Raw genomic sequence first — 15,331 nt, 5'->3', positions numbered from 1 at the left:
CGCTTAGTCAGATAGTGTAAGGCTGTAGGTCATGGAGGGGCGAAAAATTTTTCGCCCCTCCGTCAATTAGCACTACAACTTTCCACTGCCCATTGCCACGAGAGCATCACTCAACGCCACCCATTGGGCAACGGCGATCGCTTCGGGGCGGGCATCGGGATTAATCCCTAACTGGGTGAGTAATGGGGTGAGGGCTTCGGGATCGATGAGGGCTTTGATATTGTTGCGGAGCATTTTGCGCTTGCTGCTGAAGGCTTGCTTAATCAGCATCGCTAAATGTTCCGGTTGTTGGGCCGGTTGGATTGGGGGGCGGGGGGTGAGGCAAACCACGGCGGATTCTACCTTTGGGGGGGGTTTGAAGGCTTGGGGGGGGACGGTGCAAATTAGTTTTGTCTCGGCTAAATACTGCATCCGCACCGATAGCACCCCAAAGGCTTTAGAGCCGGGAACGGCACAGAGGCGATCGGCAATTTCCCGCTGTACCAATAACACGATCCGCTCATAGGCTGGCGTAACGGGTTGGGCGATCGCCCCGATCAGGTATTCCAACAGCGGGCCGGTGATGTTGTAGGGAATATTGGCCACCACTTTATTCGGGGCCTGGAAACGGGGATGATCCGCCAAAGCTGCCCCTAAATCGAGATCGAGAATATCCCCCTCAATCACCAGCAAATTCTCCACCGGGAACCGCTTCGGCAACTGGCCACAGAGGACGGTATCAATTTCCACCCCCACAACGGCGGCAACTTTGGGCAGGAGCCGCTGGGTGAGGGAGCCAGTGCCAGGGCCCACTTCGAGAAGGCGATCGCCTTCCCGCAACCCCGCCGCATTGACAATCGCATCCAGCACCGTTTCTGAGCGGAGCCAATGTTGAGCAAACCGTTTCCGGGGGCGCACCATTAGGCCGTCACCTGGGGAAAATTACGCCGCAGTTCCGCCAATTCATCCCGATGGCCTCGCACCTTGACGCGGTTCGTCGTCCCCGCCTCCACTTTCAGCAATACTTGCTCAACGCGGGCCGCCCGCTGCCAATAGAAGTAACCCGCCAAGGGGGCCAACAGGGCAATCCCCACGCCCCAATCCCCCACCATGGGAACCAAATAGGAGGCCACAAACCCCAAGCAGGCTAAACCAATGGCCGCTAACAGGGAGAGCAACACCGCTAAAAAGATGCTAGGCCGCACAAATCCCTCAAACGTGGCTTGACCCGTTTCGTCATCGAGGGCAGTCAACCGATAGGCCCGCCCTTCAAAATAGGTCTGCATCGCCAGAAACAACTGCTCTGGCGATTGGCTGGCTTCCAGTTCAATCTGCTCGATCCGCTCCTTAATCGAAGCGCGGATAAAGAAAAACAGCCCCATCATCAAGAGGACGGTGAGCAGAAGGGTGGAGGAGGTAACGGCGGATTCCATGTTAGGCGGTGGGGGCAAGGGAGGCGAGGGGATCGGCGATCGCCTCACTGGGGGCAGTAAATTCGCCAGTGAGGACAAATTCTAGGCGTAATTTTAACCAGGTCATAAACGAGGCATCGGTGGTAATCACCGCTGCTGCGGGTTGGGGGCATTTGGCTTTCACCGCTGCCAATTCCGGCGCATCGAGGAAGGCGGGTTCTTTGACGAGCCAAAAGTCAATTTCTTTGTTGTGCTCGCCATAGTAGCGGGTGCGCTCCTTGAGGACTTCGGCGAAGGGTTCTTCTTCGAGTAAAAATTTTTGACTGGCGAGGACGTAATAGTAAGTTGTCATAGTGGATTGCTAAAAATGGAGGTCAAAGGATCAGGTTTTTGCCCCAAGGACAAAAACGCCATCCTCCATTGTTGCGGATTCTGGCCCCATTGGGGGGATTTTCCCGCTTGTAGGGGCGAAAAATCTTTCGCCCTAGGGGGGATCCAACTCCGGCTAAGGCCGTATGATCCCCCCGGCTACGCCGACCCCCTTTATAAGGGGTTAAATTCTCAGAACCCCCCTTTTTAAGGGGGGCAGGGGGGATCCTGACAAGCCGGGATCACCTTTTGCAAAATTTGCGGCGTGACCTGATCCGTGATCACCACCTTACCGATTTCCGTCGGCAGGATAAACCGCACCTTCCCCGCCGCCACCTTCTTATCTAGTTGCAACGTGGCGATCATTTCCAGGGGATCGAGGAAAGCAGGGATTTTCGTCGGTAGGCCCGTTTTCGTGATTAACGCATCTTGACGCTTCGCCGCAGCGGTATCCCAGAGATCAAGGGCGATCGCCAACTGTCCCGCCGCCGCCATGCCGATGGCCACCCCTTCCCCATGGTTCACCAACTTATACCCCGTTAAACTTTCCACCGCATGGCCCAGGGTGTGGCCATAATTCAAGATCGCCCTTAACCCCGATTCCCTTTCATCTTTCCCCACCACATCCGCCTTCGCCTGGCACGATCGCACTAAAATCGTTTCCAATAACGCCAAAGGCAACTGATGGACGCTTTGCAACGGCCCCGCCGCCTCCAACTGGGCAAACAAATCCCGATCCCAAATCACGCCATACTTAATCACCTCCGCCATCCCCGCCCGAAATTCACGGGGGGGCAGCGTTTTCAGCACATCGGGATCGATGTAGACGAGTTTCGGTTGATAGAATGCGCCGATTAGGTTTTTGCCCTGGGGATGGTTTACGCCGGTTTTGCCCCCCACGGAAGCATCCACCATCGCCAATAGGGTGGTGGGAACCTGCACAAAGTTAACCCCCCGTAACCAAGTGGCCGCCGCAAACCCCGTCATATCCCCCACCACGCCGCCCCCCAGGGCTAGGAACGTTGAAGAGCGTTCGAGGCGATGCTCTAGGGCCGCGTCGTAGATTTTTTGGATTGAGTTGAGAGTTTTGTAGCGTTCGCCTGCGGGGATCAGGTGAGTAGCAACGGAGAACCCGGCAGCATTGAGCGATCGCCGCACCGTTTCCCCATAATACTTTTCCACCACCCGGTTAGAAATCATCAACACTTTCTGTCCTAATCCCAACGGTTTGAGAGCCGCACCAATGTCACCGAGGGAGCCGGGGGCGATCGCAATATCGTAGGCAGTTTCGGGGAGATTGACAGAGAGAACAGCGGCCATAGGAAGGGGTAGAATGAAAAACGGCATCAATAGATCGGCCCTTTAGTTTAGTTTATTTTTTGGAGAAACCCCTATGGCAGTTGTGGCATATTTCGGTATTTTGGCGGTCTTCACGGCGATCGCCATCGTCCTGTATAAGGGCTTCCGGGCCGTGGGTTTGATCTAAGCGGTCAACGGATGGGGGCGAAACATTTTTCGCCCCTACACCAATTTGTCATCCCCTATTCCCCATTGCCCATTCCCTTCCACCATGTCTGACCTCGCCACCGAACTCCACCAAGCCGTCGAATGCCGACGCAACTTCGCGATCATCTCTCACCCCGACGCAGGGAAAACCACACTCACGGAAAAACTCCTGCTCTACGGGGGAGCCATCCACGAAGCGGGGGCGGTGAAATCCCGGCGGGATCAGCGCAAAGTCACTTCCGACTGGATGGAAATGGAACAACAGCGGGGCATTTCCATCACCTCAACGGTGTTGCAATTTGCCTATAACCAGTATCAAATTAATCTGCTGGATACGCCGGGCCACCAAGATTTTAGTGAGGATACCTATCGCACCTTAGCCGCCGCCGATAATGCGGTGATGTTGGTGGATGCGGCCAAGGGGTTAGAGACGCAAACCCGCAAATTATTTGAAGTGTGCAAACTGCGATCGCTCCCCATTTTTACGTTTATTAATAAGATGGATCGCCCCGGTCGGGATCCTTTGGAATTACTCGATGAAATTGAGCAGGAATTAGGCTTGCAAACCTATGCGGTGAACTTTCCCATTGGCAGCGGCGATCGCTTTAAAGGGGTTTATGACCGCCGCAAGCAGGAAGTTCACCTCTTTGAGCGCAAAGCCCATGGTAGTAAGGCCGCCACGGATACGGTTTTCGATATTAATGATCATTGGGTTAAAGATGTTTTAGAGCCGGATTTGTATGCGGGATTGAAGGAGAATTTAGAAATTCTTGACGAAATCGCCCCAGAGTTTGATCTCGCACAAATCCACGCCGGGAAAATGACCCCGGTGTTTTTTGGTAGTGCGATGACCAATTTTGGTGTACAGCTTTTCCTCGAAGCCTTTCTCGATTACGCCATGAAACCGGAGGCCCGCACCTCTAACCAGGGGGCCATTGATCCCACCTATCCCGATTTCACCGGCTTTGTGTTTAAACTGCAAGCCAATATGGATCCCAAACACCGCGATCGCGTCGCCTTCATTCGTGTCTGTACCGGCAAATTTGAAAAAGACATGACCGTCAGCCATGCCCGCACCGGCAAAACCGTCCGCCTGTCCCGACCGCAAAAACTCTTTGCCCAAGGGCGAGAATCCCTCGATGTGGCCTATCCGGGGGATGTGATTGGTTTAAATAATCCGGGGGTGTTTGCCATTGGTGACACGATTTATCAGGGTAAAAAATTGGAATACGAAGGCATTCCTTGCTTTTCCCCAGAACTTTTCGCCTATCTCAAAAACCCCAACCCCTCTAAGTTTAAACAGTTCCACAAAGGGATTACTGAATTACAAGAGGAGGGGGCGATTCAAATCATGCACGCCGCCGATGAATTTAAGCGGGATCCGATCCTCGCTGCCGTGGGTCAATTGCAGTTTGAAGTGGTGCAGTTTCGCCTCATGAATGAATACAACGTTGAAACCCGTTTAGAACCCTTGGGTTATACCGTTGCCCGCTGGGTGACGGGGGGCTGGGAAGCGTTGGAAAAGGCGGGACGATTGTTTAATACGATGGTGGTAAAAGATCTATGGGATCGCCCCGTTTTGTTGTTTAAAAATGAATGGAATTTACAGCAAATCATCGGCGATCATCCTAAATTACAATTGAGTGCGATCGCCCCCGTCGGCTCCGGCCTCCAACCCACCGCCTAAGTAGGGGCGAAAAATCTTTCGCCCCCACCACCCAATCTGATCAAGCAGATTTGATCTTAAAACCCCATTCGCGAGGCTCAATCCTGTGCATCCCGTCAACCTCCCCTACTTCGACCTCATCCTCAAGGCCCTAGCCGCTGGGGATATTCCCATCACCACCGCCTTTGGTCGCCATATCCATTGGGGCTACTGGCCCGAACCCCCCCGCCACACCCCCACCCCCGAAGAATTCGCCCAAGCCGCCGAACAACTTACCCATGAAGTCTATAACGCTGGTTTAGTCACCCCAGGGCAGCGGGTATTAGATGCTGGTTGTGGGTTTGGGGGGGCGATCGCCAGCCTCAATGAAAACCTCACCGGGATGGATCTCACCGGCTTAAACATCGACCCCCGCCAACTGGCCCAAGCCCAAGCCAAAGTCACCCCCGCACCGGGCAACAATATCCAATGGGTGGAGGGGGATGCCTGCGCCCTACCGTTTCCCGATGCCTCCTTTGATCGGGTATTAGCGGTGGAATGTATCTTTCACTTTCCTGATCGTCGTCAGTTTTTCCAAGAAGCCTGGCGCGTCCTCAAACCAGGAGGATACTTAGCCCTATCGGATTTTGTGCCTCAACTTTGGCTCATCCCCTTCTTAGAATTAGGGTCAGCTTTTCAATTTAAACCGGGTTTTTATGGTGGGGTCAATGTGCGTTATGCAGTGGAAAACTATCGCGCCTTAGCCGCCGATCTTGGCTTCAAGCCCCACCTCGAGCGCGACATTACCCAAAATACCCTCCCCACCTATGATTTTCTTTTTGATTTGGGGGGGAAAAAAGGCATCGATTGGTCGCAATGGAGCGCCTTTTATCAAACCCTCCAAATCACTCTAGCCAGCCGCCTCCATTGGATCAAATACATGGTTTTAGCCTATCAAAAACCTGAAAATTGATCTCTGTTACCCTCACCAACTCTCTTGACCTCACCCTAAATCCCTCTCCCAGAGCGGGAGAGGGACGTTGAGATCGTTTTGTTTAACCCGTGAACAAGCTATAACGCTCTCCCCCTCACCCTTGAGAGCAGCATGATCTCAAAATATTAACCGGGAGACTAGGCTTGCTAATCTCCCGGCTTTAGTGCTGTGGCGGTAGCCATAAAGTCTAAGCCTTTAACCATTGACAATAGAGCTTGCCGTTGGCATCGGTACGCCATTGGGCTGTCAACTTCGGTTGGTGCGGTTGTCCTGGGATGGATTGCCAGAGGGGTGCAATTTTAATCACGGTTGTGGATTGGGGGGCTTGGAGCGTGGTCATGGCAACCTCCTTGAGAACTGCATTCAGGTTTGAGGGAATGTTAACGGCTCGTTAATCTCTTCTTAACCTTAATTGTAGCCGGATTAATTTCCAGGAAACGTGAGGGGGATCACACTTTTAACATTTCGTCACCTCCGAATCCCCCTAGCTAACCCAACCCCCTGGATCTGAGGGTTAAGCCGGGCCTCCATGGGCAAGCAGGGATCTGCCGGATCTGGGCGATCGCCATTCCCCCCGCCTAAAATTGCCAACAGAACTCCTCCCATCCCCCTCCCATGTCCTCCCTCCCCCATCGCTGTACAGCAGCCCTCGTCGCCAGCCTCTTCACCACCGCCACCGGCTCCCTTTACCTCGCCTTTCCCAGTTGGGCCGAGGATGCCGATGAGCTACCCAAATTTCAGTTTGAATCCTCAGATCCCGTGTTTTTTGAGTTGCCTCCCCCACAAGTGGAGGAGGAACCCTTTACGGAAATTCGGATTGAACCGGCTCAACCCTTACCCCCTCCCACCGTTGCGCCCGAACCGGCCCAACCCCTACCCCCTCCCACCTTTGATCCTGAAAACCCTCCTCCTACCGGCTATAACCCCCCACCCTATCAAGACTCCCTCAATAATGAATTTAATCGCTATCGTTTGGGGATTGGCGATGTGATTACAATTAATGTTGTTGGTTTTCCGGAGTTTAATACCCAGGCGATTTTGGATTTAGAGGGCCAGGTGTTAATACCGATTTTGGGCTTAGTGCGGCTGCGGGGGATGACATTGCCGGAAGCCGAAACCTTGATTAGTTATGAATTGGGCGATCGCTACCTCCGCAACCGCCCCGATGTGATTGTTAACCTCAGTGGCCCCCGTACTGCCTTGGTGACGGTGACGGGGGAAGTGGTGGAGCCGGGATTTTATGAATTGCCCCCCGGATCTAGTCCCTTTGATGCCCTCTTTCGGGCGGGGGGGAGTACCCAACAGGGGGATCTGCGCTCGGTGTTGGTGCGCCGCACTTTGCTCGATGGCACGGTGATTGAGCAAACCCTTGATCTGCTTACGCCGCTCCAGGGGGGGCAACCTTTGCCGCCGATGTTTTTATTGGAAGGGGATGCGGTGATTCTCTCGCGGTTGGCGCTGGGGGAAGATCAAAATTACGATCGCCGCCTTGCTTCGCGCTCCAATTTAGCCCAGGCCCGGATTACGGTGCGGGTGTTGAACCATCCCGGCCAGGGGTTGGGGGCCTTGGAACTGGCCAACGGCAGCACGTTCCTCGATGCCCTCACGCAGATTTCCCCCAATCCCACCGATGCGAATTTGAGTGCTGTTGCCTTGATGCGTTTTGATCCCGAACAGGGGCGGCCGGTGACGCAAATGCTCAATGTCCGTCAAGCGTTAATGGGGGATCTCTCCCAGGATGTGCCTTTAGAGGATGAGGATGTGATTGTGATTGGGCGATCGCTCATTGCCCGGATCAGCTATACCCTCAATTTGTTTACGCGCCCCTTTCGGGATATCTTGGGCTTCTTGCTGTTTTTCCGGGAAATTAGCGATAGCGCTGATACCCTCTTTAGTCCCTAAGTTGTTATGGCTGACCCCTACGCTTGGTTAACCCCTGCCCTGAAGACGATCCACCGCGCCCAATGGCATCGCACCGTTCAAACCGTGGCAGGGAAGGCGGGGCCGGTGGTGGAATTGGGGGGGCAACGGGTGATTAACTTTGCCAGTAATGATTATTTAGGGTTAGCGGGGGATGAACGGCTGATCACGGCGGCGATCGCCGCCACAGCGGCCTATGGCACGGGTAGCACCGGCTCCCGCCTCACCAGTGGCCATCGGCAACTGCATCAGGATTTGGAGCGGGCCATTGCCGATCTCAAACAAACGGAAGAGGCGATCGTCTTTAGTTCCGGCTATCTGGCCAATTTGGGAGCGATCGCCGCTGTTGTCGGGCCAAGGGATGGGGTGATGGGCGATCGCTATAACCATTCCAGCCTCAAAATGGGGGCGAAACTCAGCGGTGCAACGGTATACGAATTTCCCCATGGTGATCTCGCGGCCTTAACCCAATTGTTGCAAGAGCATCGCCATCAATATCGCCGTTGCCTGATCACCACCGATAGCGTCTTTAGTATGGATGGGGATCTGGCCGCTGTGCCGGAATTATTGGCGATCGCTGCCCAATATGAAGCGATGCTGCTCATCGATGAAGCCCATGGAACGGGGGTTTTTGGCCCCCATGGGGCGGGCGTTGTCGAGCATTTTGGTTGTACCGGCCAGCCTTTAATTCAAGTGGGAACATTGAGTAAAGCCCTAGGGAGTTTGGGGGGCTATGTGGCCGGTTCAGCAGAATTGATCGATTTTTTACGCAACCGCGCCCCCAGTTGGATCTATACCACCGGCCTTTCCCCCGCTGATACGGCGGCGGCCAAAGAGGCGATCGCCCTCCTCCACCGCGAACCCCAACGCCGCGCCCAACTCTGGCGCAATGTTGACACCGCAAAACAAATCCTCAGCCAATCCTTCCCCCTCCTGCCCTCCGCCTCCCCCATTCTCTGCGCCCAACTCCATAGCCCCGCCCAAGCCCTCGATTTAGCCGCTCAATTGCGCCACGGGGGGATCTGGGTTCCCGCCATCCGTCCCCCCACCGTTCCCACCAGCCGATTGCGATTTTCGATCATGGCCAGCCACGATGCAAACCATTTTCAGCAATTAAAGCAGGGGATTGGGAGTCTCAGCCCTAGGGCGAAAGGAAAAGAACAATGTTAATCTAGTGCTGAGGAGCTTACCGACTCCCCGATTTTTCCATCTTGCGTGCAGCGGGGAAATTTTTGTGATTGCTGTAACCTTACTCCATCCCAGTCAATCTGTCCCAGTTCAAAGTTGGGTTTTTAGTGATCAGAGCACTATTAACCTCGGACGAGGCAGTCAAAATGACATCGTGCTTTATAGTGCCGTGGTGTCCCGTCGCCATGCGATCTTAACCTATGAAAATGGGCATTGGAAGTTGATCAATCAAGGCACAAATGGGGTTTATGTTGATGGCGCACAGATCCGTAGACCTGTGCTAGTGAAAGATGGCATGGTGATTCGGTTCGGGGAATCGGGGCCGAAACTGCTGCTGCGATTGGGGATGGTGGAGGATGACAGCCTCGGTAAAGTGGTGAAGGGGCGATCGCTCACACCACAAGCGGTGGAACATTTAAACATTCAAGCCGATTTAAAAGAAAAACTCAAAACCCCCAAACAAGATAAATCCACATTCCTCGAGTAGGGGTGAAAAATCCTTCCGGTAAGGATCATTTCATGAGAAGAGAGGATAGAGAAGAGAGGATAGAGGGATGTTCAACCTCCTCACTCCTCACTCCTCACTCCTCACTCCTCACTCCTCACTCCTCACTCCTCACTCCTCACTCCTCACTCCTCACTCCTCACTCCTCACTCCTCACTCCTCACTCCTCACTCCTCACTCCTCCTACATCGGCGGCGGGGGCGGGGGGAATAGGCCCGCAAAGGCGCTCACTTGGGCCGCCGGTTGCCAACTGGCCATCCCCGTACACCACACCATCGTATCGGGGGTTAAACCCTGCTGCATCAACTGTTGAACATCGGCGGGGCCCACCTGCTGGCCATTTTTGGCCATATACCATTGGGTGGTAGGAATCGGCGGCGGCGCGGCGGCCACTGGCGGCGGTGGGGGAGCCGCTTGGGGTTGCATGGCGTTGGCCATCTGTTGCCCCATGGCCATGCCCATGCCCATGCCCATCGCAGGATTCGCTCCCCCTGGCTGTTTGCCCATATTGCCGATCGCCTCGGCCGTTTGGTACTGGGTATAATCCTGAAGATTCCCCAATAGCCCCATGGAGGAGCGTTTATCAAGGGCCGCCTCCACCTCAGGGGGTAGGGAAATATTCTCAATCATCAACTGGGCAATTTCCACCCCCAAGGGGGCAAAATCCTTTTGGATCGCCTCCTTCGCCTGATCCCCCATCGTCCGATAATGGGCCGCAAAATCCAGTAAGGCAATCCCCGATTGAGCCACCCAGGTGGTGACAGAAGGGACAATCACATCCCGAAGATGGTCGCTAATTTCATGCACCTGAAACAGGCCATCGGTGCCGATCACCTTTTCCAACAACAGGCGGGGATCAGAGACGCGAATACTATAGGAACCAAAGGCGCGAATCCGTACCGGCCCCAGTTCACTATCCCGGATCATGATCGGGTTGGCGGTTCCCCATTTTAAATTGGGAAAAATGCGGGTGCTGAAGAAATAAACTTCGGCCTTAAAGGGGGAATCAAACCCATATTTCCAGCTTTTTAAACTGGTGAGAATCGGCAAGTTACGGGTATAGAGTTCAAATGTTCCTTCCGTGAACTCATCCGCCACAGAACCTTCATTGACAAACACCGCCTTTTGACCGGGGCGGACGATCAGCTTTGCCCCCTGTTTGATTTCGTTATTGTGGCGTTCAAACCGATAGGCGATTGTGTCATTGGTATTATCCAGCCACTCAATCACATCAATAAATTGACCTTTAAACCAGCCCATATTTAATTATGCTCCATTTGGGGTGATGGGATTGCAATTGAGGGATTAAATCCCTGGGATTTCAGAAACGAAACTTTCCAATTCTTCCACAGCAAATCGGGTCATTTCCTGCCAGTCTTCTACGGAAAAATCGTAGCCGAGGGCCTGGGCCATCTCCACAAAGGCCTCAGGGTTGGGGGCTTCGTTGAGGCGATCGCGCAAACTCGGATCCGCTTGAGCCGCTTGAAACAAACGCTTAACTTCGATTTTGGCCATAGGAGGGATGGGATAAAAATTCTCTTCTCACGCTAGCAAAGTTAAATCCGGGGCCGCAAACTTCCTCGAACCGGGGCGGATGTTTGTCACAATCGTTCACAAACTCCCCCGTCTCTGCCGGGAATCTGGGAAAATTAAACCTCAAACCTCGATTGATCTTGTCTATCCCTACCGCCATGACTGCCCCCACCCATCAAAAAGCCAGAGCTATGAAACCCGGTAGCCGTCGCCCGGCCAAGGAACTCTGTAGTGAGTGCGGCCTGTGCGATACCTACTATATCCATTATGTGAAAGAGGCTTGTGCCTTTCTGAATCAGCAGATGGCAGATTTGGAGGCTCTGGCCCACAATCGTCCCCGTGACCTGGAGAATCCCGATGAACTCTATTTTGGCGTGCATCAGCAGATGTTTGCCGCTCGCAAGACGGAACCCATTGCCGGGGCGCAATGGACGGGGATTGTCAGTGCGATCGCCTGCGAAATGCTCACTCAAAACCTCGTGGAAGGCGTGGTCTGTGTACAAAACACGCAAGAAGACCGCTTTCAACCGATGCCAGTGATTGCCCGCACGCCGGAGGAAGTCCTCGCCGCCCGTGTCAACAAGCCCACCTTATCCCCCAACCTTTCAGTTTTGGAGCAGATCGAGCAATCGGGGTTAAATCGGCTGTTAGTGATTGGCGTAGGCTGTCAGATCCAGGCGTTGCGGGCGGTGGAAAAGGAATTGGGGCTAGAAAAGCTCTATGTATTGGGTACGCCCTGCGTGGATAACGTCAGCCGCGCCGGTTTACAAAAATTCCTCGACACCACGAGCCGCTCCCCCGATACCGTTGTCTATTACGAGTTTATGCAGGATTTCCGGGTGCATTTCAAGCATGAGGATGGCTCAACGGAAACCGTCCCCTTCTTTGGTTTAAATACAAAGGAACTCAAAGATGTGTTTGCCCCCTCCTGTATGAGTTGCTTTGATTATGTCAATGGCTTGGCGGATTTGGTGGTGGGGTATATGGGTGCGCCCTTTGGTTGGCAGTGGATTGTGGTGCGCAATCAGACGGGGCAGGAAATGCTGGATTTAATCCAAGGGCAGTTAGAAACGCAGCCGGTGGGGAGTGGGGGCGATCGCCGTGCCGCTGTGCAGCAGAGTATCCCCGCCTATGACAAAGGCGTAACCCTGCCAATGTGGGCCGCGAAGTTAATGGGGGTGGTGATTGAGCGCATTGGCCCGAAGGGGTTGGAATATGCACGATTTTCCATCGATTCCCATTTCACGCGCAATTACCTCTATGTGAAGCGGAACCATCCGGAGAAGTTGGCGGATCATGTACCGGAGTTTGCGCGGCGGATTGTGGCGCAGTATCAGTTACCGGATTAAAGGATCGCAATTTCTGAAGTGATGGGGGAGATCCCCCTTAATCCCCCTTAAAAAGGGGGAGAGTGATCCCCCTTAATCCCCCTTAAAAAGGGGGAGGTCGAGTTCTTAACCAGATTAAGCCATGAATGCAGTTGAAATTGAGGAGGCGGTTTCACGGTTAGCGGAAGCTCCCTTTGATGGGGGGGAGTTTCCCTATGCGTTTTTGGAGGCGTTTGGCAATAAGACGACGACGATCAAGCGGTTGAAAAGTGGTAGTTCCAATCAATCGGATTTGGGGGGGGTGTTGCAGCGCAACAATATCCACATCAAGGTTTGTGGTGTGGGGGAGGTGGGGGCGACGTTGGCAGCGTTGCGGGACAGTGGAGCGACGGCGCGGCAGAAGGTGAAGTTCATCCTGGCGACGGATGGGGTGGATTTTGAGGCGGAGAATGTGTTGGATGGGGAGACTGTGGCCTGTGCCTACCCCAGTTTTGCGGATCATTTTGGCTTCTTTTTACCGTTGGCAGGGATTACGACGGTTCGGCAGATCCGGGAAAATGCCTTTGATATTAAGGCAACGGGGCGGTTAAATCGGCTTTATCTGGAGTTGGTGAAGGGGAATCCGGATTGGGATACGGAGGCGCGGCGGGAGGATTTCAATCATTTTATGGCGCGGTTGATTTTCTGTTTTTTTGCGGAAGATACGAATATTTTTCACGGTGAGGGGTTGTTTACGGAGACGATCGCCCAGATGACGGCGGGGGATGGGTCGAATACGGGGGAGGTGATGTCGGAGTTGTTTCGGGCGATGGCGACTCCGGTGGGGGAGCGGGTGGGGTTACGGGGTTGGGCGAATCAGTTTCCCTATGTGAATGGGGGGTTGTTTGCGGGGGGGGTGGATGTGCCGCGTTTTAGCAAGGTGGCGCGATCGTATTTGCTTCATGTGGGGGGGTTGGATTGGCGGCGGATTAATCCGGATATTTTCGGGTCGATGATTCAGGCGGTGGCGGATGAGCAGGATCGGGCGGCGTTGGGGATGCACTATACGAGTGTGCCGAATATTTTGAAGGTGCTGAATCCGTTGTTTTTGGATGATCTGCGGGGTCAGTTGGCGGCGGCGGGGGAAAATGGGCGAAAGTTGTTAAATTTGCGGCAACGGTTGGGGAAGATTCGGGTATTTGATCCGGCTTGTGGGTCGGGGAATTTTTTGGTGATTGCGTATAAGGAGATGCGGGGGATTGAGGCGGAGGTTAATCGGCGGCGGGGGGAGGGCGATCGCCGTTCTGAGATTGCGTTAACGAATTTTCGGGGGATTGAGTTGAGGCATTTTGCGGCGGAGATTGCGCGGTTGGCGTTGATTATTGCGGAGTATCAGTGTGATGTGTTGTATCGGGGGGAGATGTTGGCGTTGGCGGAGTTTTTGCCGTTAAAGAGTGAGAATTGGGTGACTTGCGGGAATGCGTTGCGGTTGAATTGGTTGGAGTTGTGTCCACCGACGGGGAGGGGGGTGGAAATCCGGCGGGATGATTTGGATTTGTGGCAGGAAATGAAGGATGAGGCTGAGATTGAGTTTGAGAATGAGGGGGGAGAGACTTATATTTGTGGGAATCCGCCATTTTCTGGATTTAATGCACAAACCCCAGAGCAAAAAATAGATCTAAAAGAAACTCTTAGGTTCACAAAAGATCATAAGTATTTTGACTATGTTTCGGGTTGGTTTTATAAGTCCGCAGAATGTTTAGGTTATTTTAATGCGTGTGCATTTGTTTCGACTAACTCTATTGTTCAAGGCGTTCAAGTTCCCATTCTTTGGAAACCTATATTTGATTTGGGAGTAGAAATATATTTCGCTCATCAAACATTTGTTTGGAAAAATAATGCCGCAAATAATGCAGGAGTTTTTTGTGTAATAATTGGACTAACAAAAACCAAGAAATCCAAAAATATTTTTGGGGAAGGTTTTCAAAAAGAGGTATCAAATATTAATGCTTATCTCACTGATTCCAGTAATGTGTTTGTAAATAGAAGTCAAACGCCAATATCATTGTTGCCGCCTATGTCTACAGGAAATATTGCGTATGATGGTGGGAATTTAATAATTTCAGAGCAAGAACGCGAAGATTATATTAAAAAGAATCCAGCACTCAGAGATGTTATAAGACCATTGACAGGATCAAAAGAATTTATTCGTGGTGAACGGCGTTCGTGCATATGGATTACTTCAGAAGATCGGCTAACGGCTGAAATTGAATCTGCTTTTGCTGATCGCTTTAATGCAGTTCGTATGTCAAGACAAAATGGTGGAAAAATTGCAAAAAATTATGCTCATATTCCTTATCGCTTCTATATGACAAATGAAAGCAATGGATACCAAATTTTAGTCCCTCGTGTATCTTCTGTTCGACGAGAGTATTTGCCAATCGCATATCTTACTCAAGATTACATAATATCTGATTCTGCACAAGCAATATTCGATGCACCTTTATGGTTATTTTCGTTAATTGGTTCAAAAATACACTTGGCTTGGGTTCATGCTGTAAGTGGCAAACTAAAAGGAGATTTTAGATACTCTGCGATTATTTGTTACAACACCTTCCCCGTCCCCACCCTCACCACCCAAAACAAAAAAGACCTCACCCGCTGCGCCGAAGACATCCTCCTCGCCCGCGAACAATACTTCCCCGCCACCATCGCCGAAATGTACGACCCCAAACACATGGATAGCCACTACCCCCTCGTCCGCGAAGCACACAACCGCAACGACGAAACCCTAGAACGCATCTACATCGGCCGCCGCTTCAAAAACGACACCGAACGCCTCGAAAAACTCTTCCAACTCTACACCCAACTCACCCCCCAAAAACCCCCCACCCCCCCAAAAACCAAAAAAACCAAACCCAACAATTCAACTTAATAAACCAAACAAGCAACCCTTCCATCACCATCATTTCA

At 52.7% G+C, this 15,331-nt stretch carries 15 protein-coding genes; 8 read left to right on the top strand and 7 right to left on the bottom strand.

Going from position 1 to position 15,331, the window contains the following annotated elements; all coding sequences use genetic code 11:
- Nucleotides 1-72: 72 nt before the first annotated feature.
- From rsmA to aroB, 4 genes are all read right to left on the bottom strand, one after another.
- Nucleotides 73-897 (bottom strand): 16S rRNA (adenine(1518)-N(6)/adenine(1519)-N(6))-dimethyltransferase RsmA, encoded by an 825-nt coding sequence (gene rsmA / locus VB712_RS18615; RefSeq protein ID WP_416236397.1) that lies wholly within the window; start codon nucleotides 895-897, stop codon nucleotides 73-75.
- 2 nt (nucleotides 898-899) lie between these two features.
- Nucleotides 900-1,412, bottom strand: a complete 513-nt coding sequence (locus tag VB712_RS18610; RefSeq protein ID WP_323257494.1) for a cofactor assembly of complex C subunit B — start codon at nucleotides 1,410-1,412, stop codon at nucleotides 900-902.
- A gap of 1 nt (nucleotide 1,413) precedes the next feature.
- On the bottom strand, nucleotides 1,414-1,743 hold the full coding sequence (locus VB712_RS18605; RefSeq protein ID WP_323257492.1) for an MgPME-cyclase complex family protein: 330 nt from the start codon (nucleotides 1,741-1,743) through the stop codon (nucleotides 1,414-1,416).
- Nucleotides 1,744-1,967: 224 nt separating this feature from the next.
- A complete protein-coding gene (gene aroB / locus VB712_RS18600) occupies nucleotides 1,968-3,080 on the bottom strand; it encodes a 3-dehydroquinate synthase (protein ID WP_323257490.1) in 1,113 nt (370 codons plus the stop codon).
- Nucleotides 3,081-3,153: 73 nt separating this feature from the next.
- Here aroB and VB712_RS18595 point away from each other — a divergent pair, with 73 nt between their 5' ends.
- The 3 genes from VB712_RS18595 to VB712_RS18585 all read left to right on the top strand — a co-directional run bounded on the left by VB712_RS18595 (nucleotide 3,154) and on the right by VB712_RS18585 (nucleotide 5,884).
- The gene (locus VB712_RS18595) at nucleotides 3,154-3,246 is read left to right on the top strand and encodes a cytochrome b6-f complex subunit PetL (protein ID WP_323257489.1); all 93 of its coding nucleotides are present in this window, start codon (nucleotides 3,154-3,156) and stop codon (nucleotides 3,244-3,246) included.
- A gap of 84 nt (nucleotides 3,247-3,330) precedes the next feature.
- The gene (prfC, locus tag VB712_RS18590; RefSeq protein ID WP_323257487.1) at nucleotides 3,331-4,953 is read left to right on the top strand and encodes a peptide chain release factor 3; all 1,623 of its coding nucleotides are present in this window, start codon (nucleotides 3,331-3,333) and stop codon (nucleotides 4,951-4,953) included.
- 85 nt (nucleotides 4,954-5,038) lie between these two features.
- Nucleotides 5,039-5,884, top strand: coding sequence for a class I SAM-dependent methyltransferase (locus VB712_RS18585; protein WP_323257485.1), 846 nt, complete (start codon nucleotides 5,039-5,041; stop codon nucleotides 5,882-5,884).
- A 208-nt stretch (nucleotides 5,885-6,092) separates the two neighbouring features.
- Here VB712_RS18585 and VB712_RS18580 read toward each other — a convergent pair whose 3' ends face one another.
- The gene (locus VB712_RS18580; RefSeq protein ID WP_323257484.1) at nucleotides 6,093-6,245 is read right to left on the bottom strand and encodes a hypothetical protein; all 153 of its coding nucleotides are present in this window, start codon (nucleotides 6,243-6,245) and stop codon (nucleotides 6,093-6,095) included.
- A 275-nt stretch (nucleotides 6,246-6,520) separates the two neighbouring features.
- Here VB712_RS18580 and VB712_RS18575 point away from each other — a divergent pair, with 275 nt between their 5' ends.
- The 3 genes from VB712_RS18575 to VB712_RS18565 all read left to right on the top strand — a co-directional run bounded on the left by VB712_RS18575 (nucleotide 6,521) and on the right by VB712_RS18565 (nucleotide 9,500).
- The gene (locus VB712_RS18575; RefSeq protein ID WP_323257482.1) at nucleotides 6,521-7,807 is read left to right on the top strand and encodes a polysaccharide biosynthesis/export family protein; all 1,287 of its coding nucleotides are present in this window, start codon (nucleotides 6,521-6,523) and stop codon (nucleotides 7,805-7,807) included.
- 6 nt (nucleotides 7,808-7,813) lie between these two features.
- Nucleotides 7,814-8,995: an 8-amino-7-oxononanoate synthase gene (gene bioF, locus VB712_RS18570; RefSeq protein WP_323257480.1), complete on the top strand. Its 1,182-nt coding sequence runs from the start codon at nucleotides 7,814-7,816 to the stop codon at nucleotides 8,993-8,995.
- Between the two features lie 64 nt (nucleotides 8,996-9,059).
- Entirely contained in the window at nucleotides 9,060-9,500 is a 441-nt protein-coding gene (locus VB712_RS18565) for an FHA domain-containing protein (RefSeq protein ID WP_323257478.1), read from the top strand.
- A 201-nt stretch (nucleotides 9,501-9,701) separates the two neighbouring features.
- Here the strand turns inward: VB712_RS18565 and VB712_RS18560 are convergent, their stop codons facing one another.
- Together VB712_RS18560 and VB712_RS18555 are read right to left on the bottom strand one after the other, a co-directional pair.
- Entirely contained in the window at nucleotides 9,702-10,778 is a 1,077-nt protein-coding gene (locus VB712_RS18560; RefSeq protein WP_323257476.1) for an SPFH domain-containing protein, read from the bottom strand.
- 45 nt (nucleotides 10,779-10,823) lie between these two features.
- The gene (locus VB712_RS18555) at nucleotides 10,824-11,033 is read right to left on the bottom strand and encodes a Nif11-like leader peptide family natural product precursor (RefSeq protein WP_323257474.1); all 210 of its coding nucleotides are present in this window, start codon (nucleotides 11,031-11,033) and stop codon (nucleotides 10,824-10,826) included.
- 176 nt (nucleotides 11,034-11,209) lie between these two features.
- Here VB712_RS18555 and VB712_RS18550 point away from each other — a divergent pair, with 176 nt between their 5' ends.
- Nucleotides 11,210-12,400 (top strand): Coenzyme F420 hydrogenase/dehydrogenase, beta subunit C-terminal domain, encoded by a 1,191-nt coding sequence (locus tag VB712_RS18550; protein ID WP_323257472.1) that lies wholly within the window; start codon nucleotides 11,210-11,212, stop codon nucleotides 12,398-12,400.
- 121 nt (nucleotides 12,401-12,521) lie between these two features.
- Nucleotides 12,522-15,293: a class I SAM-dependent DNA methyltransferase gene (locus VB712_RS18545; protein WP_323257470.1), complete on the top strand. Its 2,772-nt coding sequence runs from the start codon at nucleotides 12,522-12,524 to the stop codon at nucleotides 15,291-15,293.
- The last annotated feature ends 38 nt before the right edge of the window (nucleotides 15,294-15,331 follow it).

Source organism: Spirulina sp. CCNP1310, from assembly GCF_034932185.1.
Taxonomy (GTDB): domain Bacteria; phylum Cyanobacteriota; class Cyanobacteriia; order Cyanobacteriales; family Spirulinaceae; genus Spirulina.
This window is presented reverse-complemented; position numbering and strand designations above follow the sequence as displayed.

What these genes read in the sequence shown, in the direction of transcription:
- VB712_RS18610 (WP_323257494.1), bottom strand. Translation starts at nt 1,412, where the DNA reads ATGGAATCCGCCGTTACCTCCTCCACCCTTCTGCTCACCGTCCTCTTG.
- VB712_RS18605 (WP_323257492.1), bottom strand. Translation starts at nt 1,743, where the DNA reads ATGACAACTTACTATTACGTCCTCGCCAGTCAAAAATTTTTACTCGAA.
- aroB (WP_323257490.1), bottom strand. Translation starts at nt 3,080, where the DNA reads ATGGCCGCTGTTCTCTCTGTCAATCTCCCCGAAACTGCCTACGATATT.
- VB712_RS18595 (WP_323257489.1), top strand. Translation starts at nt 3,154, where the DNA reads ATGGCAGTTGTGGCATATTTCGGTATTTTGGCGGTCTTCACGGCGATC.
- prfC (WP_323257487.1), top strand. Translation starts at nt 3,331, where the DNA reads ATGTCTGACCTCGCCACCGAACTCCACCAAGCCGTCGAATGCCGACGC.
- VB712_RS18580 (WP_323257484.1), bottom strand. Translation starts at nt 6,245, where the DNA reads ATGACCACGCTCCAAGCCCCCCAATCCACAACCGTGATTAAAATTGCA.
- VB712_RS18575 (WP_323257482.1), top strand. Translation starts at nt 6,521, where the DNA reads ATGTCCTCCCTCCCCCATCGCTGTACAGCAGCCCTCGTCGCCAGCCTC.
- bioF (WP_323257480.1), top strand. Translation starts at nt 7,814, where the DNA reads ATGGCTGACCCCTACGCTTGGTTAACCCCTGCCCTGAAGACGATCCAC.
- VB712_RS18560 (WP_323257476.1), bottom strand. Translation starts at nt 10,778, where the DNA reads ATGGGCTGGTTTAAAGGTCAATTTATTGATGTGATTGAGTGGCTGGAT.
- VB712_RS18555 (WP_323257474.1), bottom strand. Translation starts at nt 11,033, where the DNA reads ATGGCCAAAATCGAAGTTAAGCGTTTGTTTCAAGCGGCTCAAGCGGAT.
- VB712_RS18550 (WP_323257472.1), top strand. Translation starts at nt 11,210, where the DNA reads ATGACTGCCCCCACCCATCAAAAAGCCAGAGCTATGAAACCCGGTAGC.
- VB712_RS18545 (WP_323257470.1), top strand. Translation starts at nt 12,522, where the DNA reads ATGAATGCAGTTGAAATTGAGGAGGCGGTTTCACGGTTAGCGGAAGCT.